Source organism: Pseudomonas sp. LBUM1640, assembly GCF_059716225.1.
Window position 1 is genome coordinate 2797145 of the sequence record NZ_CP166816.1, and the last position, 19691, is coordinate 2816835.

A 19691-nucleotide genomic window follows, 5' to 3' on the forward strand; every position below is an offset into this window, starting at 1 on the left:
CCACCATGCAAGTCACCCAACAACGGCCGTTGTGGCAGATCTACCTGGTTTTTCTGGCACCGATGGTGCTGTCGAATTTTCTGCAAAGCTTTTCCGGCACGCTCAACGGCATTTATGTCGGGCAAATGCTCGGCACCCAGGCGCTGGCGGCGGTGTCGGGGATGTTTCCCATCGTGTTTTTCTTTATCGCCCTGGTGATCGGCCTTGGCGCCGGTGCTTCGGTGCTGATCGGCCAGGCCTGGGGCGCCCAGGAAACCGGCTTGGTCAAGGTGATCACCGGCGCGACCCTGACGTTGGGCGCGCTGGTGGGCTTGATCGCGGCCGTGCTCGGCAGCCTGTTCGCGCGCCCGGCCTTACAGGCGTTGGGCACCCCGATAGATGTGCTCGACGATGCCGTGGGTTACGCCCAGGTGATGATGCTGATCATGCCGCTGTTGCTGGTCTTCATTCTCTACACCCAGTTGCTGCGCGGCGTCAGCGATACGGTTTCACCGTTGCTGGCACTGATGGTTTCGACCCTGGTTGGCCTGTTGTTGACCCCGGCACTGATTCGCGGCTGGATCGGCTTGCCGCCCATGGGCATCCAGAGTGCGGTGTATGCCGGGCTGGTGGGCAACGCCTCGGCGATGCTGTTTCTGATACTGCGCCTGCGCCACAAAAACCACGTGATGGCACCGGACCGTGAGCTGCTCGCCGCCTTGCGCCTGGACCGCGCGATCCTCGGCAAAGTCCTGCGTATCGGCCTGCCGACCGGCTTGCAGATGGTGGTGCTGTCGCTGTCGGAATTGGTCATCCTCGCGCTGGTCAACAGCCACGGCTCGCAAGCCACGGCGGCGTATGGCGCGGTGACGCAGATCGTCAATTACGTGCAGTTCCCGGCGCTGTCGATTGCGATCACCGCCTCGATTCTCGGTGCCCAGGCGATTGGTGCCGGGCGCCTGGAGCGTATCGGGCCGATCCTGCGCACGGGGCTGGTCATCAACACCTGCCTGACCGGCGGCCTGATTGTGCTCGGCTACGTGCTGTCGCGTTGGTTGCTGGGGCTGTTCATTACCGACGATGCGGCGCGACTGAATGCCGAACACCTGCTGCACATCATGCTGTGGAGCGTTTTGGTCTTCGGCTTCCAGGCGGTGGTCGGCGGGATCATGCGCGCCAGCGGCGTAGTGCTGATGCCGGTCGCCATCTCGATTTTCTGCGTACTGTGTGTTGAGCTGCCGATGGCCTACCTGCTCAACGCGCACTTCGGTCTGGAAGGCGTGTGGATGGCGTTTCCGGTGACCTACCTGGCGATGCTGGCGCTGCAGACTGCCTACTACCGCCTGGTGTGGCGGCATAAGCAGATCAAGCGGTTGGTGTGATTATTTGAAGTGGGTATCGGCCAGCGGCATGATGCTTGCGACATGCCAGCCGTCCTTGCCTTTCAATAACGTCTGGCTGATCAGGAAGGTATCCACCTGAGCGGCCTCGCCTGGATGGCCTCGGGTAAAGGCGACCGGCACCATCAGTTGGGCCACGTCGTCGTTCAGCATCGCCACACTGAAGTGGCTCATGTCGGGTTGCAGCTGCCAGGTGCCCTTGTAGTACTCCTTGAGTTTGCTGACGACGGCATCCGGGCCCCAGTTGGCTTCGCCCCGGGCAAACCAGAGCATCTTCGGTGAATCCCAGAGCATGGCCCTGATCCGGGTGAGGTCATGGGCGTTTTGCGCTGCGACAAATCGCGTGAAGAACGCCCGGGTTTCGTCCTCTTGCGGGGTCGCGAAAGCAGGGGTGAGAGCAAGTAATGAGAAGAGGGCGCCAACGGCCAGTGCACAACGTTTCATAAGGGTTCCTCAGGGGATGGTCGCTGAGGTCAAGCTTAGGCCAGCTCAAACAACGGCAAAGGCCATTTAACCCTCGTTTCTGGACATTGAGCTCGCATCGTCGGGGTTTCGCGCCGTGCGTCGTATCACCCGTGGCGGCTCGCCGAATTGGCGAATGAAGGCCCGGCGCATACGCTCGCTGTCGCCAAACCCGGTCTGGCGGGCGATGTTGTCGAGGGGGTGGCGCCCATCCTGGATCAACGCCACGGCCACCTCGATCCGCAGCTTTTCCACGGCCTTGGCCGGTGAAAGCCCGGTTTGTGCGTGAAACGCGCGGCTGAACTGGCGCAGGCTCAGGTGCGCGGCGTCTGCCAGTTCACTCAACGGCAGGGCGCGATGCAGGTTATTGCGCATGTACGTCATGGCGGCCTGAATGCGGTCGGTCTTGTGTTCCATATCCAGCAGCACCGAGCGTTGTGGCTGGCCTGCGACGCGACGGCTCTGAAGAATGAAGGTTTTCGACACGGCGCGGGCGACTGCTGGCCCCAGATCGGCTTCAACCATCGCCAATGCCTGATCAATGCCGGCGGTCATGCCGGCGCTGGTCCAGATTGCCCCGTCAATCACAAACAACCGCTCTTCTTTCAGCTGGACCTTGGGATAGCGCGCGCGAAATTCGTCGGCAAAGAACCAGTGGGTGGTCGCCCGTACGCCGTCGAGCAAGCCCGCCTGTGCCAGAAAAAAGGTACCGGAGCAGGTGGCCGCGAGACGACGCGTGTGGCCGGCGGCGTGGCGCAGGTAGGCCAGTAGCGGCGCGGTGAATTCGCGGTCACTGCCGCCGCCGATGATTACTGTGTCGAACGCGGTCTGATCAAAGCGTTCGGTGTGCACCACCACGCCCAGGGAGCTGTGTACCGGCCCGCCCTGTTCGGAGAGCAGTCTGACATCGTAATGGGCCTTGCCCACGGCGCTGTTGGCACTCTCGAAGACGGACAGCGCAGCGAAGCTCATGACGCCGAAGCCGGGAAAGGTGATGAAACCGATGCGCTGCATGATGGGCTCCGGGAAAAGGGCTGGCGGGCTGTCTCGAGTGTTTAGGTTTTGCCTGGAAGGGCTGCCGGTGGCTGCTTCAGCCCCCGCAGGAACAGTTCCAGCCCTTGCAGGCTTTCTTCCAGTCGCTGGTCCGGGTCTTCATCGGCAGCGATCCACAAGGCGGTACTGACCAGGCTGCCATTGATCAGGCGCGCCAGCGCCTGGCTGGCAGCCGGTTCGATGATACGCTCACGCATCAGGTGTTCCAGCACGGCGGCCAGGGAATCCACACAGTGTTGCTGATGGCTTGATTCAGTGGCGCCTAGAACCGCAGGTGCATCTTGTAAAACAATGCGCTGAATTTCCGCGTCCTGTGCCATGCGCAGGTAGGCACGGCAGCGTTCGCGGAATCCGTCCCAGAGGTCGGTTGCCTGATCGGTGATGAGCTGCAAGCGCGCATCCATCTCGCCGTCGAGTTGGGCCACCACTGCCGCCAACAGGCCTTTCTTGTCACCAAAGTGGTGGTACAACGCGCCCCGTGTCAAACCGGCGCGGGCGGTAAAGTCGTCCATCGACGTGTGGGCGTAGCCTTGCGTGGCGAAGGCCTGGCGGGCGCTGGCGATCAGCCGGGCGCGGGTGTCTTCGATCATTTCGGCACGGGCTCGGCTCATGATAAGGCTCGCAAGGGTATTTTGAGTGATTGACATACGGTGCGTATGTTGCGCATGCTTTGTCACATACGCACCGTATGTATTTTGCCTTGATCGCTGCAGATAGCAAGTTTCAGGGCGCCGAAAAAGAGGTCAAGCAGGATGGCAAACCCTTACGCCGAGTTATTCCAGGCGCCCGGTAGCAGGGCTTTTGTGCTGGCCGGCATGCTTGCGCGCATGCCGATATCGATGACGGGTATCGGTGTGATCACCATGCTGTCGCAAGTGCATGGTGGCTATGGCCTGGCGGGCGCGGTGGCCGCGGTGTTTGCCCTGGCCACGGCGTTTTGCGCGCCGCAGGTGTCACGGTTAGTGGACCGCTATAGCCAGGGCAGGGTGCTGCCGATAGCGGCGCTGATGGGCGGTGGGGCGCTGTTGCTGTTGCTGTTGTGCACTCGGTTGCAGGCGCCGAATTGGACGTTGTTTGTGTTCGCCGCCCTGGCCGGTTGCATGCCCAATATGTCGGCCATGGTGCGCGCGCGCTGGACCGAGTTGTACCGCGGCCAGCCCAAGTTGCAGACCGCGTTTGCCCTTGAGTCGGTGCTGGACGAGGTGTGTTTTATCATCGGCCCACCGATCTCAGTCGGTCTGAGCGTAGTGCTGTTCCCTGAAGCCGGGCCCTTGGTGGCAGCGCTGCTGCTGGCGGTGGGCGTGACTACCTTCGTGTTGCAACGCGCGACTGAGCCGCCGGTGCATGAACATCAGGGCCACCACGGCCGCTGGCTGATCGCCTCACCTTCGGTGCTGATCCTGATGACGCTGCTGCTGGCCATGGGCGTGATCGTCGGCGTGGTCGATGTGGTCAGTGTCGCTTTTGCCCAGCATCAGGGCCAACCGGCAGCGGCAAGCATTGTTTTGTCGGTGTACGCCATCGGTTCGTGCCTGGCGGGGTTGGCGTTCGGCACACTCAAGCTCAAGGCGCCGTTGCCCCGACAATTCCTGTTCTGCGGCGTAGCGACGGCGTTGACCACCTTGCCGTTGCTGCTGGTAAGCAATATTCCCGGGCTGGCCGTGGCGATCTTCATCTCGGGCCTGTTCTTCGCCCCGACGCTGATCGTGTCCATGGCACTGGTGGAGCAAATCGTCCCGCCCAGCCGCCTGACCGAAGGCATGACCTGGCTGATCACCGGCCTGAGCATCGGCGTGGCCATTGGCGCCGCCAGCTCCGGTTGGATGATCGACCATTTCGGCGCCACCAGCGGGTTCTGGGTGGCGTTGGTGGCAGGTGCGGTGGTGTTGGGCTCGGCCGTGCTGGGCTATCGAAAGTTAGGCTGATCAACCGATCGCCGGAACAGCTTCGGCACAATGATGTTGCAAAAACTCGTTCAACGCCTGGCGTGTCAGGTCGTTGAGCGTCACTTTCTTACGGGTCGCTGCCAGGGCCGCAGCCAGATGCAGGTCATGGCCGACCCGTACGTTGAATGAGCCCTTGCAAGGCTTTTCCGGCGTTTGCCCCAGGGTGTGGCACGTAGCGAGATAGTCTTCCACGGCCTCTCGAAAGGCCACGTCGAGCTCCGCAACAGTTTTGCCCTCATAGCTGACCAGCGCCTTGATAAACAGCACTTTGCCAAACAGGCAGTTGTCTTCGAGGCTGGCTTCGATGGAGCCGATGTAGCCGTTGTGTTTCAGTTGGTTGTTCACTGAATCAGTTCTCCTGATTTCAATTGTTCGATGATCTGGCGCCGAATGTAGTGTTTCAGTTCGTTGCCGGGGTGAGGCTTGTGCAAGGTGATCATTGCACTGGGGTCGCCGATGTCGAACTTGACCCGGCTTCCAGCCCCTTCAATCTGTGTGTAGCCAAGGCGATGCAGCAGCGTTACGAGCTCAGGCCAGGTAAAGGCCATGTGCTCGTTGAGCAGTTTGGCGAGCAGCTTTTCATTTTTGGACACGGCGTTCCCTGCGTGTAACTAAATGTAGTTGCAAAATGTGGTGTTCGTCAATGCTAGCTCGTCTTGGTGTGTCTTTCCCGACATTGATGTAACCCTTGATGACAGCTCGCTCCAAGCCTTTCATCCCCCGCTAATTTTTCCCCGCCCGGTTCGTTTTATAGGGACGACGTGCCTTTGTGCTTCCTGCCTATTGCTCCGGACTCCAAGAAATGAATGCTGAAGACTCCTTGAAACTTGCTCGCCGGTTTATCGGGTTGCCCCTGGAAAAACGCCAAGTGTTCCTGCAAGCCCTGCAGAAAGAAGGCGTGGATTTTTCCCGGTTTCCGATTCCGGCAGGGGTGGAGGCCGAGGACCGTCAGGCACTGTCCTACGCGCAGCAGCGCATGTGGTTTCTGTGGCAATTGGACCCGGCCAGCGGCGCCTACAACCTGCCCGGCGCGGTGCGGCTCAAGGGTGCACTCAGTCTGCGCGCGCTGGAGCAAGCGTTCGCCAGCCTGGTGGCGCGGCATGAAACCTTGCGTACGGTGTTCCAGCGCCAGGTCGATGAGCGCCTGACTCAAGTTGCGGTAGAGCCATCGCTGGCCGTCGAGCACCTGGATTTCAGTGCCTTGAGCCCCGCTGCGCGTGAGCAGGCCGTCAACGAAGCCGCGACGCGTCAATCGCTGCTGCCGTTCGACCTCGAACACGGCCCGCTGCTGCGCGTGCAATTGCTCAAGCTCGACGCGCAAGAGCACGTGCTGCTGCTGACCTTGCACCACATCGTCTCCGACGGTTGGTCGATGAACGTGCTGATCGACGAGTTCATCCGCTGCTACGACGCCCATGAGCGCAACGAGGCGCCGCAATTGCCAGCGTTGCCGATCCAGTACAGCGACTATGCCCTGTGGCAGCGCCGCTGGCTGGAAGCAGGGGAACAGGCTCGGCAGCTGGAATACTGGCAGGCACGTCTGGGCGATGAGCATCCGGTATTGGAACTGCCGACGGATCGCTCGCGCCCGGCCATGCCCAGCTACCAAGGCACGCGCCACACTTTTGCGATTGATTCAGGCCTGGCCGCGCAACTGCGCAGTTGCGCGCAACAGCACAACGTCACCTTGTTCATGTGGCTGCTGGGCGCCTTCAACGTGCTGTTGCATCGCTACACCGGCCAGGGCGATATCCGCGTCGGCGTGCCCATCGCCAACCGTAACCGCAGTGAAGTCGAAGGGCTGATCGGTTTCTTCGTCAACACCCAGGTGCTGCGCACCGAACTGACCGGGCAGACCCGCGTTGCCGAGCTGCTGCAAGGCATCAAGGAGCACGCGCTGGGTGCCCAGGACCATCAGGAATTACCCTTCGAACGCTTGGTGGAAGCCCTGAAGGTTGAGCGCAGCCTCAGCCATACGCCGCTGTTCCAAGTCATGTACAACCATCAACCGGTGGTGGCGGACATCGCCTCGGTCAGCACCGCGTCCGGCCTGGAGCTGTCCTTGGTGGAGTGGCAGGGCCGTACTACCCAATTCGACCTGACCCTCGATACCTATGAAAAATCCGGCACTTTGCACGCCGCGCTGACCTACGCCAACGACCTGTTTGATGCGCCCTCCATCGCGCGTATGGCCGAGCACTGGATCAGCCTGTTGCAGGCCATGGTGGCCGATGGCGAACAGCGCATCGGTGAGTTGCCGATGCTGGCTGCTGAAGACCAGCAAGTGTTGACCCATGCCTGGAACCAGACGGCCGAGGCATACCCGACCGAGCGCGGCATCCATCAACTGATCGAAGACCAGGTGCAACGCACGCCGCACGCGCCAGCCCTGGTGTTTGGTGGCACCACGTTGACCTACGCCCAGCTCGACGCCCGTGCCAACCAACTGGCGCATGCGTTGCGCGAGCAGGGCGTGGGCCCGGATGTGCTGGTGGGCATCTGCGTAGAGCGCTCCGTCGAAATGGTGGTGGGCCTGCTCGCGATTCTCAAGGCGGGCGGTGCCTACGTGCCGCTGGACCCGGAGTACCCGCAGGAACGCCTGGCCTACATGATTGAAGACAGCGGCATCGCGTTGCTGCTCAGCCAACACAGCCTGCTGGCGTTGCTGCCAACCGAAGGCATCCAGGTGATTGCCCTGGACCAGGCGCCAACCTGGCTCGACGCCTACAGCAGTGCATCGCCCGCCGTGGCTATCCACGCGCTCAACCTGGCTTATGTGATCTACACCTCAGGTTCCACCGGCAAGCCCAAAGGCGCCGGCAACAGCCATCGTGCGCTGGCCAACCGCTTGTGCTGGATGCAACGGGCCTATGGGTTGGATGCCAGCGATGCGGTCCTGCAGAAAACCCCGTTCAGTTTTGACGTGTCGGTATGGGAATTCTTCTGGCCATTGATGACCGGCGCCCGCCTGGTGATCGCCGCGCCTGGCGAACATCGCGAGCCGGCACGCCTGATCGAAACCATTGGCCGCCATGCCATCACCACCTTGCACTTCGTACCGTCGATGTTGCAGGCGTTTATTCATGAGTCGGGCGTACAAGCGTGCACCGGCCTCAAACGTATTGTGTGCAGTGGTGAGGCCTTGCCATTGGATGCGCAGCTGCAAGTCTTCGCCAAGCTGCCACAGGCGGGTTTGTTCAACCTCTACGGCCCGACAGAAGCCGCTATCGACGTGACCCACTGGACCTGCGTCGATGAAGGCGCCGACAGCGTGCCGATCGGCCGGCCTATCGCCAACCTTGCCACCTACGTGCTCGATGCTCAGCTCAACCCGGTGCCTGCGGGCGTGTCCGGCGAGTTGTACCTGGGTGGCACGGGCCTGGCGCGCAGTTACCACCGCCGCCCGGCGCTGACGGCCGAGCGTTTTGTGCCCAGCCCATTTATCCACGGCGAGCGCTTGTACCGCACCGGCGACCGCGTGTGCCAGCGCGCCGATGGCGTGATCGAATACCTCGGTCGTCTCGACCATCAAGTGAAGCTGCGCGGCTTGCGCATCGAACTCGGCGAGATCGAAACGCGCCTGATGCAACATCCTTCGGTCCGTGAAGCGGTGGTGCTGGTGCAGGGCGGCAAGCAACTGGTGGCGTACCTGGTGATCGACGGCGAAGCGCCGACCGACCTCAAGGCGTGGCTGCTCAGCAGCCTGCCGGAGTACATGGTGCCGACCCATATGGTGCACCTGGCCAAGCTGCCAGTCACCGCCAATGGCAAGCTCGACCGTAAGGCGCTGCCGCTGCCAGATGCGGCTCCGCAACAAGCGTTTGTCGCGCCCTCCAGCGAATTGCAAAAGGCCTTGGCGGCGATCTGGAGTGACGTGCTCGGCGTGGAACAGGTCGGCCTGGACGACAACTTCTTCGAGCTGGGCGGCGACTCGATCATCTCCATCCAGGTGGTCAGCCGCGCGCGTCAGGCAGGCATTCGTCTCAGCCCGCGCGACCTGTTCCAGTATCAGAGCGTGCGCAGCCTGGCGCTGGTAGCCGCCTTTGAACAGGCGGCGGTTATCGATCAAGCACCGGTCATGGGTGAGGTGATCCTGACGCCGGTGCAGCAAAGTTTTTTCGCCCAGGCAATCCCGGCACGGCACCATTGGAACCAGTCGTTGCTGCTGACCCCGCGCGAGTCGCTGCAGCCTGCGCGCCTGGAGGCGGCGCTGACGCAACTGATCAACCACCACGATGTGTTGCGCCTGCGTTTTGTGCAGCAGGGCGATATCTGGCAGCAAGCCCACGGCGCGCCCGTCGCCGAGTCGGCGCTGTGGCAAACCCAGGCGGCCGACGACACGCAATTGGCCGCGCTGTGCGATGAAGCCCAACGCAGCCTGGACCTGCAACAAGGCCCGCTGGTGCGCGCAGCGTTAGTGCAGATGGCCGATGGCACCCAACGCCTGCTGCTGGTGGTGCATCACCTGGCAGTCGACGGCGTGTCCTGGCGCATCCTGCTCGAAGACCTGCAACAGGCTTACCGCGAAGCCACATTGCCGGCCAAGACCAGCAGCTATCAGCACTGGGCGCAGCAGTTACAGGCCCACGCACACACCCTCGACGATCAGCTTCCTTTCTGGCTGGCCCAGTCCAGCGACGCCGAATTACCGTGCGACAACCCTCAGGGCGGCCTGCAAAACCACCTGGGCAGCAAACTCGAAACACGCCTCGACGCCGAGCACACCCGCCAACTGCTGCAGGACGCCCCGGCGGCCTATCGCACCCAGGTCAACGACCTGCTGCTGACGGCGCTGGCGCGGGTGATCAGCCGTTGGAGCGGCCAATCAGCCGCCTTGATTCAGCTGGAAGGGCACGGTCGTGAAGACCTGTTCGACGCCGTTGACCTGAGCCGTACCGTCGGCTGGTTCACCAGCCTGTTCCCAGTACGCTTGCAGGCAGACGGCGAACTGTCGACCGCGATCAAGTCGGTCAAGGAGCAACTGCGCGCCGTCCCGGACAAGGGCCTGGGCTACGGCCTGCTGCGCTACCTGGGTAACCCGCAATCGCGCGAAACCTTGGCCGGCCTGGCCGCGCCGCGTATCACCTTCAACTATTTGGGGCAGTTCGACCGCCAGTTCAACGAGGCGGCGCTGTTCATTCCGGCAGCCGAGGGCAGCGGCCAGGCCCAGGCCCCTGAAGCGCCGTTGGCCAACTGGCTGACAGTGGAAGGGCAGGTGTATGGCGGTGAGTTGTCGCTGCAATGGGGTTTCAGCCGTGAGATGTTCAACGCCGCCACCCTTCAGCGCCTGGCCGACGACTACACCACCGAACTCAAGGCCGTGATCGAGCATTGCTGCGCAACGCCGGCAGGGCAGGTGACGCCGTCGGACTTCCCGTTGGCGCGCCTGACCCAGCAGCAGCTGGATGCGCTGCCGGTAGCGGGTCCGGATATCGCTGACCTCTACCCGCTGTCGCCGATGCAGCAGGGCATGCTGTTCCATACCGTGTACGCGCCCGAGGCCCAGGCCTATATCAACCAACTGCGCCTGGACATCGATGGCCTGGACCTGCTGACCTTCGGCCGTGCCTGGCAAGCGGCGCTGGACCGCCATGACATCTTGCGCAGCAGCTTCCACTGGCTGGGCCTGGACAGCGCCCATCAGGTGATCAAGCGTCAGGTCGACGTGCAGTTGCAAGTGATTGAAGACCTACATGCCGACCTCGATGCGCTGGCCGATGCCGAGCGTTCACGTGGCTTTGAACTCAATACCGCACCGCTGTTTCGGCTGATGCTGGTGCGCGGCGCGGGCTCTGCCTGGCACTTCATGTTCACCAGCCACCACATCCTCATGGATGGCTGGAGCAACGCGCAGTTGCTCGGCGAAGTGCTTGCCCACTATGCAGGCCAGGCCTTGCCGGCCCCGCTGGGGCAGTTCCGCGATTACCTGGGCTGGCTGCAACGGCAGCCTTCGGGCGAGGCGTTCTGGAAAAATGCCCTGGCGCCGTTGCAAGCGCCGACCTTACTGGCGCAAGCACTGCGTACGCCGGTCGACGGCGAGGGTATGGCTGACCATCAAGTGCTGCTGGGCAACGACTTTACCCAGGCCCTCGGCGAATTTGCCCGTCAACAAAAAGTCACGCTCAATACCGTGCTGCAAGGCGCCTGGAGCCTGTTGCTGCAGCGTTACAGCGGCCAGGATTGCGTGGCGTTCGGCGCCACCGTCGCCGGCCGTTCGGCGCCGTTGCCGGGCATCGAGCAGCAACTGGGCTTGTTCATCAACACCTTGCCGATCATCAGCGCGGCTTCACCGGCTCAGTCGGCCAGCACTTGGCTCAGTGAGCTGCAAGCCCTGAACCTGAGCTTGCGCGACCATGAACACGTACCGCTCTACGACATCCAGGCGTGGGGCGGTCAGCAAGGTGCGGCGTTGTTCGATACCTTGCTGGTGTTCGAAAACTTCCCGGTGGCCGAAGCGTTGAAGCAAGGCGCGCCCGCAGGCCTGAGCTTCGGCCGGATGCACAACCATGAACGCACCAACTACCCGTTGACCCTGGGCGTGGAGCTGGGTGCCGGCCTGCGCCTGGACTTCAGCTACGACCGCGCGCACTTCAGTGAGCAACAGGTCACGCGGCTGGGCGCCAACCTGTGTCACCTGTTGGTGCAGCTGGTGGCGGACGCCAGTGCGCCGCTGGGCAACCTGCAACTGCTGGACGCCGCCGCACAGCACGACGTGCTCACCCTGAGCCAAGCCGCCGGGCCCGGCCCGCATCATCTGCGTGTGCATGAGCGCATCGCCGCCCAGGCCCACGCCACGCCTGACGCGCTGGCGGTACAGGCGGGCAGTGAGCGCCTGAGCTATGCCCAGCTCAATGCGCGGGCCAATCGCCTGGCTCATCGCCTGTTGGCACTCGGTGTGGGGCCGGGCCAGCGCGTGGGCCTGGCCAGTCGGCGCGGCCCGCAGTTGATCGTCAGCTTGCTGGCGGTGCTCAAAAGCGGCGCTGCCTATGTGCCGCTGGACCCGAAATACCCAGCCGAACGCCTGGCCTACATGCTCGCGGACAGTCGCCTGGACCTGCTGCTCTGCGAAACCGGTTTGCTCGCCGATCTACCGCTGCCGCAAGGGTTGGCCTGTTTGGATTTCAGTGCGACCGGTGAGGAGCTGCACAGCTACCCGGCGACCAATCCAGCCAACTCCGCAACGGCTGCCGACCTCGCCTATGTGATCTACACCTCCGGTTCCACCGGCCTGCCCAAAGGCGTGGCCATTGACCATGGCGCCCTCGGCCAGTTCTGCGACAGCGCCCAGGCCTATAGCCGGCTGAGTGCAGAAGACCGCGTGCTGCAATTTGCGACCTTCAGCTTCGACGGCTTTGTCGAGCAGTGCTACCCGCCACTGTGCGTGGGCGCGGCCTTGATCATGCGCGGCGATGAGCTGTGGGACGCCGGGCAACTGGCGCGCGAGATCGTCGAGCAGCGCGTGACCCTGGCCGACTTGCCGGCCGCTTACTGGTATTTGCTGGCCAAGGAGTGTGCCGTCGACCGCCGCTCCTTGGGCAACTTGCGCCAAGTGCATGTGGGAGGCGAGGCGATGTCGGTGGAAGGCGTACGGGCCTGGCACGCTGCGGGGCTCAGCCACGTGCGCCTGGTTAACACCTATGGGCCGACCGAGGCGACGGTGGTGTCCAGCGTGCACGACTGCCAACTGGCGGACGCCAGTGATGCGTTCGGCGTGCCGATTGGCCGCGCCATCGCCGGCCGTTCGCTGTATGTGCTCGACAGTGGTTTCGAACTGCTCGCCACCGACGGCGTCGGCGAACTGTGCATTGGCGCCGAAGCAGGCCTGGCCCAGCGTTATTTCGACCGCCCGGCCTTGACCGCCGAGCGCTTCTTGCCTGACCCGTTTTCCAGCGTACCGGGCGCTCGGCTGTACCGCAGCGGTGACCTGGCGCGTTACAACGCCACCGGGGCGCTGGAGTACGTGGGGCGTATCGACCATCAGGTAAAAATTCGCGGTTACCGCATCGAAATGGGCGAAATCGAGGCCTGCCTGCAAGCCTTGCCGCAGGTGCGTGAAGCCGCGGTCATCGCCCTGCCGAGTGCAATCGGCCTGCAATTGGTCGCCTATGTGGTGCCCGCCCACGGTCAAACGCTGGATGCTTTGGCACTGGCGGCCACCTTGCGCGAGTCGCTGCCGGACTACATGGTGCCGGGGCACTGGCAAGTGCTGGACGCCTTGCCACTGAACAACAACGGCAAGCTTGACCGCCGTGCGCTGCCGGCGCCTGACCTGAATCTGCGTCAACAGGCCTATGTGGCGCCACAAACTCCGCTGCAAATGCAATTGGCGACGATCTGGCAAGCGGTGCTGCAGGTTGAACAGGTCGGCCTCACGGATCACTTCTTTGAACTGGGCGGCCATTCGTTGCTGGCCACTCAGGTGATTTCCCGCGTGCGGCATGCGTTGAAGCTGGAAGTGCCATTGCGGGCACTCTTTGAGCAGCCGACGTTGCAAGCGTTTGCCACGGCCTGTTCGGGGTTGCATCAGCAGAGTGCTCAGCCGTTGGTGGCCCTGGAACGGGGGCAGCCGATGGCACTGTCTTTCGCCCAGGAACGCCAGTGGTTTTTGTGGCAACTGGACCCAACCAGCGCCGCGTATCACGTGCCCACAGCACTGCATCTACGCGGCCATCTGGACATCACCGCGCTGGAGCGCGCGGTCCAGGCCTTGGTGTTGCGCCATGAACCGTTACGCACCACCTTTGTGGAAGACGGTGAGCAGACCTGGCAGGTGATCCAACCCACCCTGGCGATGCCTGTCGAGCAGGCGAGGGCAGAGGCGGCGGCGATCCAGGCCTGTGTTGAGCAGGAAATCCAGCGCCCGTTCGACCTGCGCAGCGGCCCGCTGATGCGCGTCAAACTGCTGGTGATCGAGGCCGATCACCATGTGCTGGTCATCACCCAGCACCACATCATCTCCGACGGTTGGTCGATGCAGGTGATGGTGGATGAGTTGGTGGCGCTGTATCAGGGCCAGGCGCCGTTGCCGGCGCTGCCGATCCAGTACGCCGACTATGCCGTGTGGCAACGCAATTGGATGGCGGCCGGTGAAAAGCAGCGTCAGCTCGATTACTGGCAACAACGCCTGGGTGATGAGCATCCGCTGCTGGAACTGCCCCTGGACCACCCGCGCCCGGCAGTGCAGAGCTTTCGCGGCGCGCGTCAGCAGGTTCAGCTTGAGCCTGCGCTGTTGGCCGACCTGAAAGCGTTGGCCCAGCGCGAAGACGTGACCGTGTTCATGCTCTTGCTGGCCTCGTTCCAAACCCTGCTGCATCGCTACAGTGGCCAGAACCGGCTGCGTGTCGGGGTGCCAATCGCCAACCGCAACCGCCTTGAAACTGAGCGACTTATCGGCTTCTTCGTCAACACCCAGGTCATCCAGGTCGACCTTGACGGGCAGATGGCCTTCAGCCAATTGCTCGCCCAGGTCAAGCAGCGCGCCCTGGAGGCCCAGGCCCATCAAGACCTGCCGTTCGAACAACTGGTGGAAGCGCTGCAGCCAGAGCGCAGCCTCAGCCACAACCCGCTGTTCCAGGTGATGTTCAATCACCAGGACACCCTGCGTGCCGGCCCGGTGCAGCTGCCGGGCCTGGCCTTGCAGCCGTTGGATTGGGCAGGTCACACCACCCAATTTGATTTGAACCTGGAAACCGAAGAGTCCACCGAAGGCCTTTGGGCCTCGCTGTCCTACGCCACGGACTTGTTCGAGCCCGCGACGTTGGCGCGCCTGGCGCAGCATTGGCAGAACCTGCTGCGTGCGGTGGTGAATGACGCCTCGCAAGCGCTGGATGACCTGCCGATGCTCAGCCAGCAGCAATGGCAGCAGACCCTGCACAGCTGGAATGACAGCCACACCGATTACCCGCACACGCGTTGCGTGCATCAACTGTTCGAAGCGCAAGTGCTGGCAACGCCGGACGCGAGCGCGCTGCAGTTCAATGGTGACGCCCTGAGTTACCGCGAACTCAACCGCCGCGCCAACCGCCTGGCTCATCGCCTGATTACGGCCGGCGTCGGCCCTGACGTGTTGGTGGCCGTGCATGTCGAGCGCTCGCTGGACATGGTGGTGGGCCTGCTGGCAACCCTGAAGGCCGGTGGCGCCTATGTGCCGCTTGATCCGCAGTTCCCGGCGGACCGCCTGGCGTTCATGCTTGAAGACAGCCAGGCTCGGGTATTGCTGACCCAGCCACAGCTGGTCGGCCGCTTGGCGCAACCGCACGGCCTGCACGTGTTGCTGGTCGATGATGCCGTCGGCGACGAACACAACCCGCACGTCAATGTCACGCCGGAACACCTGGCCTACGTGATCTACACCTCCGGTTCCACCGGCAAGCCCAAGGGCGTGATGGTGCGTCATCAGGCGCTGTGCAGCTTTACCTCTGGCATGGCCGCCACCCTGGAAATTGCCAGTGATGCGCGGGTGCTGTCGCTGACCACCTTCTCGTTCGACATCTTCGCCCTCGAGCTGTACGTGCCGCTGACCGTCGGCGCCACGGTGTTGCTGAGCGGTCAGGAACTGGCCCTCGACCCGGAGGCGATTCTCGATCTGGTACACGGCCAATCCGTCAGTGTGCTGCAAGCCACGCCTTCGACCTGGCGCATGCTGCTGGAAAGCCCGCGCGCGCCTCTGCTGCAGGGCATCAAGTGCCTGTGTGGCGGCGAAGCGCTGCCGGTCGATCTGGCTCAACGGCTGCTCGACCTGCAGGGCCCGGTGTGGAACCTCTATGGCCCGACGGAAACCACCATCTGGTCGGCGGCCCATCGTCTGGCGCAGGCGCAGCCTTTTGTCGGGCGCCCGATTGCCAATACCTCGTTGTTTATTCTTAACGCCGGGCTGACGCCCTGCCCGCAGGGGGCCGCCGGTGAATTGCTGATCGGCGGGGTCGGCCTGGCGCGCGGTTATCACGCGCGGCCATCGCTCACTGCCGAACGCTTCGTGCCCAACCCTTATGGTGCACCCGGTGAGCGCCTGTACCGCACCGGCGACCTGGCGCGCTATCGCCCTGACGGCGTGGTGGAGTACATCGGCCGCGTGGACCATCAGGTCAAGGTGCGCGGTTTCCGTATCGAACTGGGTGAGATCGAAGCCTGCCTGCGTGAACACGCGGCGGTGCGCGAAGCCGTGGTACTGGCCGACAACGACCGTTTGATCGCCTATCTGGTGACCTTCACCGCCGAACAGCAGGCGACCCTGCGTGACCAGTACAAGGCTGATCTGCGCGAGCGCTTGCCGGACTACATGGTGCCTGCACAGCTGGTATTTCTTGATAGCCTGCCCTTGACCCCCAACGGCAAGCTCGACCGCAAGGCGCTGCCCAAGGCAGATGCCGAGCTGTTGCTCAAAGCCTTTGTGGCGCCTGTCAGTCAACGCGAACAACACGTCGCGGCCATTTGGGCGCAAGTGCTCGAGGTGCCGCAAGTGGGCCTCGACGACCACTTCTTTGAACTGGGCGGGCATTCGCTGCTGGCCACGCGTGTGGTGTCACGAGTACGCCAGGCACTGGGGCTGGAGGTGGCGCTCAAGCGCCTGTTCGAACAGCCTGTGCTGGCTGATTTCGTGCGCGCATTGGGCGAGGAGGGCGTCACCGCGCCGGCCCTGCTCAAGGCCGACCGCGGGCAACCGTTGCCGCTGTCTTACGCCCAGGAGCGCCAATGGTTCCTCTGGCAACTCGACCCGCAAAGCTCGGCGTACCACATCCCCAGCGCCCTGCGTTTGAAAGGCATGCTGGACGTAGCCGCGCTGCAACGCAGTGTTGATACGTTGCTGGCGCGCCATGAAAGCCTGCGTACGCACCTGCGCCAGGAGGCCGGCGGCGCGGTGCAAGTGATCGAAGAACTGGGCCTGATCGAAATCGAACGTTGCGATACCGATGAAGCCGGGCTCAAGGCGCAGCTGGCCGAGGCGGTTGCGCAGCCGTTCGACCTGCTGCGTGGGCCGTTGCTGCGGGTCAAGTTGTTGCGTCTTGCCGAGGACGATCACGTCCTGACGCTGGTGCAGCACCACATCGTCTCCGATGGCTGGTCGATGCAGCTGATGGTCGAGGAGCTGGTGAAACTCTACGCCGCATTCAGTGATGGCCACACACCGCAGCTGCCCGCCTTGCCGATCCAGTACGCCGACTATGCCGTGTGGCAACGCAATTGGATGGAAGCCGGCGAGAAAGCGCGCCAGCTGACTTACTGGCGTGAGCAGTTGGGTGGCGAGCAGCCGGTACTGGAGTTGCCATTTGATTACCAGCGCCCGGCGTTGCCGACCCATCGCGGTGCACGCCTGGGCATTGAACTGCCCCCGCAATTGTTGGCCGGCTTGCGCAGCCTGGCGAATAAGGCCGGGGTGACGTTGCCGATGGTGTTGCTGGCGGCCTACCAGGCCTTGCTGCATCGCTACAGCGGCCAGGAAGACGTACGCGTCGGCGTGCCGATCGCCAACCGCAACCGCCTTGAAACCGAAGGCCTGATCGGCTTCTTCGTCAATACCCAAGTGCTCAAGGCCGACATCAACGGCCAGATGAGCGTGACGCACCTGTTGCACCAAGTGCGTCAACGCTCCCTGGATGCTCAAGCGCACCAGGACCTGCCTTTCGAGCAATTGGTGGAGGCGCTGCAGCCGGAACGCAGCATGAGCCTGAGCCCATTGTTCCAAGTGCTGTTCAACCACCGCGTGACCTCGGCGGGCAGCCATTTGCAGCGTTTGTCGGGCCTGCAGGTCGAGGTGTTGAACGGCGATGAAGGGGTTGCCCAGTTCGACCTGGCGCTGGATGTGGAGGAATCCAGCGAGGCGCTGCGTGCGTCCCTGAGTTACGCCACCGACCTGTTTGCCCACGCCACCATCGAACGCATGGCCGGGCATTGGCAAAACCTGTTGCAGGCCATGGTCGACGATCAGCAACAGGCCATCGGGCAACTGAACCTGCTGAACCCGGATGAGCAGCAGCACATTTTGCAGCTGTGGGATTGCACCGATTCGGGCTTCTCGGCCCAGCGTCTGGTGCACGAAATGGTCGCTGACCGTGCGCGGGAAACCCCAAATGCCGTGGCGGTAAAATTCGATGCGCACACCCTGACCTACGGCGAACTCGACAGCCAGGCCAATCGCCTGGCGCATGCGCTGATCGCCCGTGGCGTGGGCCCGGAAGTGCGCGTGGCCATTGCCATGCCGCGCAGTGCCGAGATTATGGTGGCGTTCCTCGCCGTGCTCAAAGCCGGTGGCGTGTATGTGCCGCTGGACATTGAGTACCCGCGTGATCGCCTGCTCTACATGATGGACGACAGTCGCGCCCAATTACTGCTGACGCACACCCGTGCCTTGCAGCAATTGCCGATACCGGAGGGCTTGAACACCCTGGCAATCGACTGCACCGAGGACTGGGCCAACTGCAGCGCCGCCGCGCCACAGGTCGCACTGGACGGCGACAACCTGGCCTACGTGATCTACACCTCCGGCTCCACCGGTATGCCCAAAGGCGTGGCGGTGTCCCACGGCCCATTGGTGGCGCACATCATCGCCACCGGCGAGCGTTATGAAACCGGCCCGGCCGATTGCGAGCTGCACTTCATGTCGTTCGCCTTCGACGGCTCGCACGAAGGCTGGATGCACCCGTTGATCAACGGCGCCAGCGTGCTGATCCGCGATGACAGCCTGTGGTTGCCGGAATACACCTACGCACAAATGCACCGCCACAACGTGACCATGGCGGTATTCCCGCCGGTATACCTGCAACAACTGGCTGAACACGCCGAGCGCGACGGCAACCCACCGGCAGTGCGCGTTTACTGCTTTGGTGGCGATGCTGTCGCTCAAGCAAGCTACGACCTGGCGTGGCGGGCGCTCAAGCCGACCTACCTGTTCAACGGCTACGGCCCGACGGAAACCGTGGTGACGCCGTTGCTGTGGAAAGCGCGCAAGGGCGACCCGTGCGGCGCCGTCTACGCACCGATTGGTACGTTGTTGGGCAACCGCAGCGGCTACGTGTTGGATGCCCAGTTGAACCTGCAACCCATCGGCGTGGCCGGCGAGTTGTACCTGGGCGGTGAGGGCGTGGCCCGGGGTTACCTGGAGCGCCCGGCGCTGACCGCCGAGCGTTTTGTGCCGGACCCGTTCGGCAAACCCGGCAGCCGTGTGTACCGCAGCGGCGACTTGACCCGTGGCCGCCCGGACGGCGTGGTGGACTACCTGGGCCGTGTCGACCACCAAGTGAAAATCCGTGGTTTCCGTATCGAGCTGGGTGAAATCGAAGCCCGCTTGCGCGAGCAGGGCAGTGTCGGTGAAACCGTGGTGGTGGCCCACGAAGGCCCGACCGGCAAGCAACTGGTGGCCTATGTCGTGCCGGCCGACCCAGCCCTGATCGACCAGGCCGAGTTCCGTGACGCTTTGCGCCGGGCCCTTAAGACTCGACTGCCGGACTACATGGTGCCCACGCACTTCATGTTCCTGGCGCAGATGCCGCTGACCCCCAACGGCAAGCTCGACCGCAAGGGCTTGCCCGCGCCGGATGCGAGCCTGATGCAGCAACGTTATGTGGCCCCCGAAACTGAACTGGAACAGCAGATTGCAGCGATCTGGGCCGAAGTGTTGCGCCTGCCGCAAGTGGGCCTGGACGACAACTTCTTCGAAGTCGGCGGCCATTCTTTGCTGGCGATCCAGATCACGTCGCGGGTGCAGTCCGAGCTGGGCCTGGAAGTGCCCCTGGTCGAGGTGTTCCAGACCGAAACGCTGCGCGCCTATGTGCAGGCTGCAGCCACCTTCCGCGCCGGCAGCGCGGAAGATTTTGATGATCTTCGTGACTTTTTGAGCGAACTAGAGGCGATTTGA

Annotated in this window: 8 protein-coding genes; 3 read left to right on the forward strand and 5 right to left on the reverse strand. The window is 63.2% G+C overall.

Going from position 1 to position 19691, the window contains the following annotated elements; genetic code table 11:
• Positions 1-5: 5 nt before the first annotated feature.
• Positions 6-1361: an MATE family efflux transporter gene (locus tag ACA065_RS12705; RefSeq protein ID WP_497694811.1), complete on the forward strand. Its 1356-nt coding sequence runs from the start codon at positions 6-8 to the stop codon at positions 1359-1361.
• Here ACA065_RS12705 and ACA065_RS12710 read toward each other — a convergent pair whose 3' ends face one another.
• The 3 genes from ACA065_RS12710 to ACA065_RS12720 all read right to left on the reverse strand — a co-directional run bounded on the left by ACA065_RS12710 (position 1362) and on the right by ACA065_RS12720 (position 3505).
• Positions 1362-1673 carry a hypothetical protein gene (locus tag ACA065_RS12710; RefSeq protein ID WP_497694812.1) on the reverse strand — a complete coding sequence of 104 codons (312 nt, stop codon included), beginning with the start codon at positions 1671-1673 and terminating at the stop codon, positions 1362-1364.
• A gap of 216 nt (positions 1674-1889) precedes the next feature.
• A complete protein-coding gene (locus ACA065_RS12715) occupies positions 1890-2855 on the reverse strand; it encodes a GlxA family transcriptional regulator (RefSeq protein ID WP_497694813.1) in 966 nt (321 codons plus the stop codon).
• A 41-nt stretch (positions 2856-2896) separates the two neighbouring features.
• Positions 2897-3505, reverse strand: coding sequence for a TetR/AcrR family transcriptional regulator (locus ACA065_RS12720; protein ID WP_497694814.1), 609 nt, complete (start codon positions 3503-3505; stop codon positions 2897-2899).
• 141 nt (positions 3506-3646) lie between these two features.
• Between ACA065_RS12720 and ACA065_RS12725 the strand changes: the two genes are divergently transcribed.
• Complete coding sequence (locus ACA065_RS12725) at positions 3647-4819, forward strand: MFS transporter (protein WP_497694815.1); 1173 nt, start codon at positions 3647-3649, stop codon at positions 4817-4819.
• On the opposite strand, the gene ACA065_RS12730 is transcribed toward ACA065_RS12725, so the two are convergent.
• Together ACA065_RS12730 and ACA065_RS12735 are read right to left on the reverse strand one after the other, a co-directional pair.
• Positions 4820-5185, reverse strand: a complete 366-nt coding sequence (locus tag ACA065_RS12730) for a type II toxin-antitoxin system HicB family antitoxin (RefSeq protein ID WP_497694816.1) — start codon at positions 5183-5185, stop codon at positions 4820-4822.
• Positions 5182-5433 (reverse strand): type II toxin-antitoxin system HicA family toxin, encoded by a 252-nt coding sequence (locus ACA065_RS12735; RefSeq protein ID WP_177076869.1) that lies wholly within the window; start codon positions 5431-5433, stop codon positions 5182-5184. The genes ACA065_RS12730 and ACA065_RS12735 overlap by 4 nt, the downstream gene beginning before the upstream one ends.
• Before the next feature lie 209 nt (positions 5434-5642).
• Here ACA065_RS12735 and ACA065_RS12740 point away from each other — a divergent pair, with 209 nt between their 5' ends.
• Positions 5643-19691 (forward strand): non-ribosomal peptide synthase/polyketide synthase, encoded by a 14049-nt coding sequence (locus ACA065_RS12740; protein WP_497694817.1) that lies wholly within the window; start codon positions 5643-5645, stop codon positions 19689-19691.

Excerpts from the sequence above, each read along its gene's own strand:
- ACA065_RS12705 (WP_497694811.1), top strand. The coding sequence starts at position 6 with ATGCAAGTCACCCAACAACGGCCGTTGTGGCAGATCTACCTGGTTTTT.
- ACA065_RS12710 (WP_497694812.1), bottom strand. The coding sequence starts at position 1,673 with ATGCTCTGGGATTCACCGAAGATGCTCTGGTTTGCCCGGGGCGAAGCC.
- ACA065_RS12715 (WP_497694813.1), bottom strand. The coding sequence starts at position 2,855 with ATGCAGCGCATCGGTTTCATCACCTTTCCCGGCTTCGGCGTCATGAGC.
- ACA065_RS12720 (WP_497694814.1), bottom strand. The coding sequence starts at position 3,505 with ATGAGCCGAGCCCGTGCCGAAATGATCGAAGACACCCGCGCCCGGCTG.
- ACA065_RS12725 (WP_497694815.1), top strand. The coding sequence starts at position 3,647 with ATGGCAAACCCTTACGCCGAGTTATTCCAGGCGCCCGGTAGCAGGGCT.
- ACA065_RS12740 (WP_497694817.1), top strand. The coding sequence starts at position 5,643 with ATGAATGCTGAAGACTCCTTGAAACTTGCTCGCCGGTTTATCGGGTTG.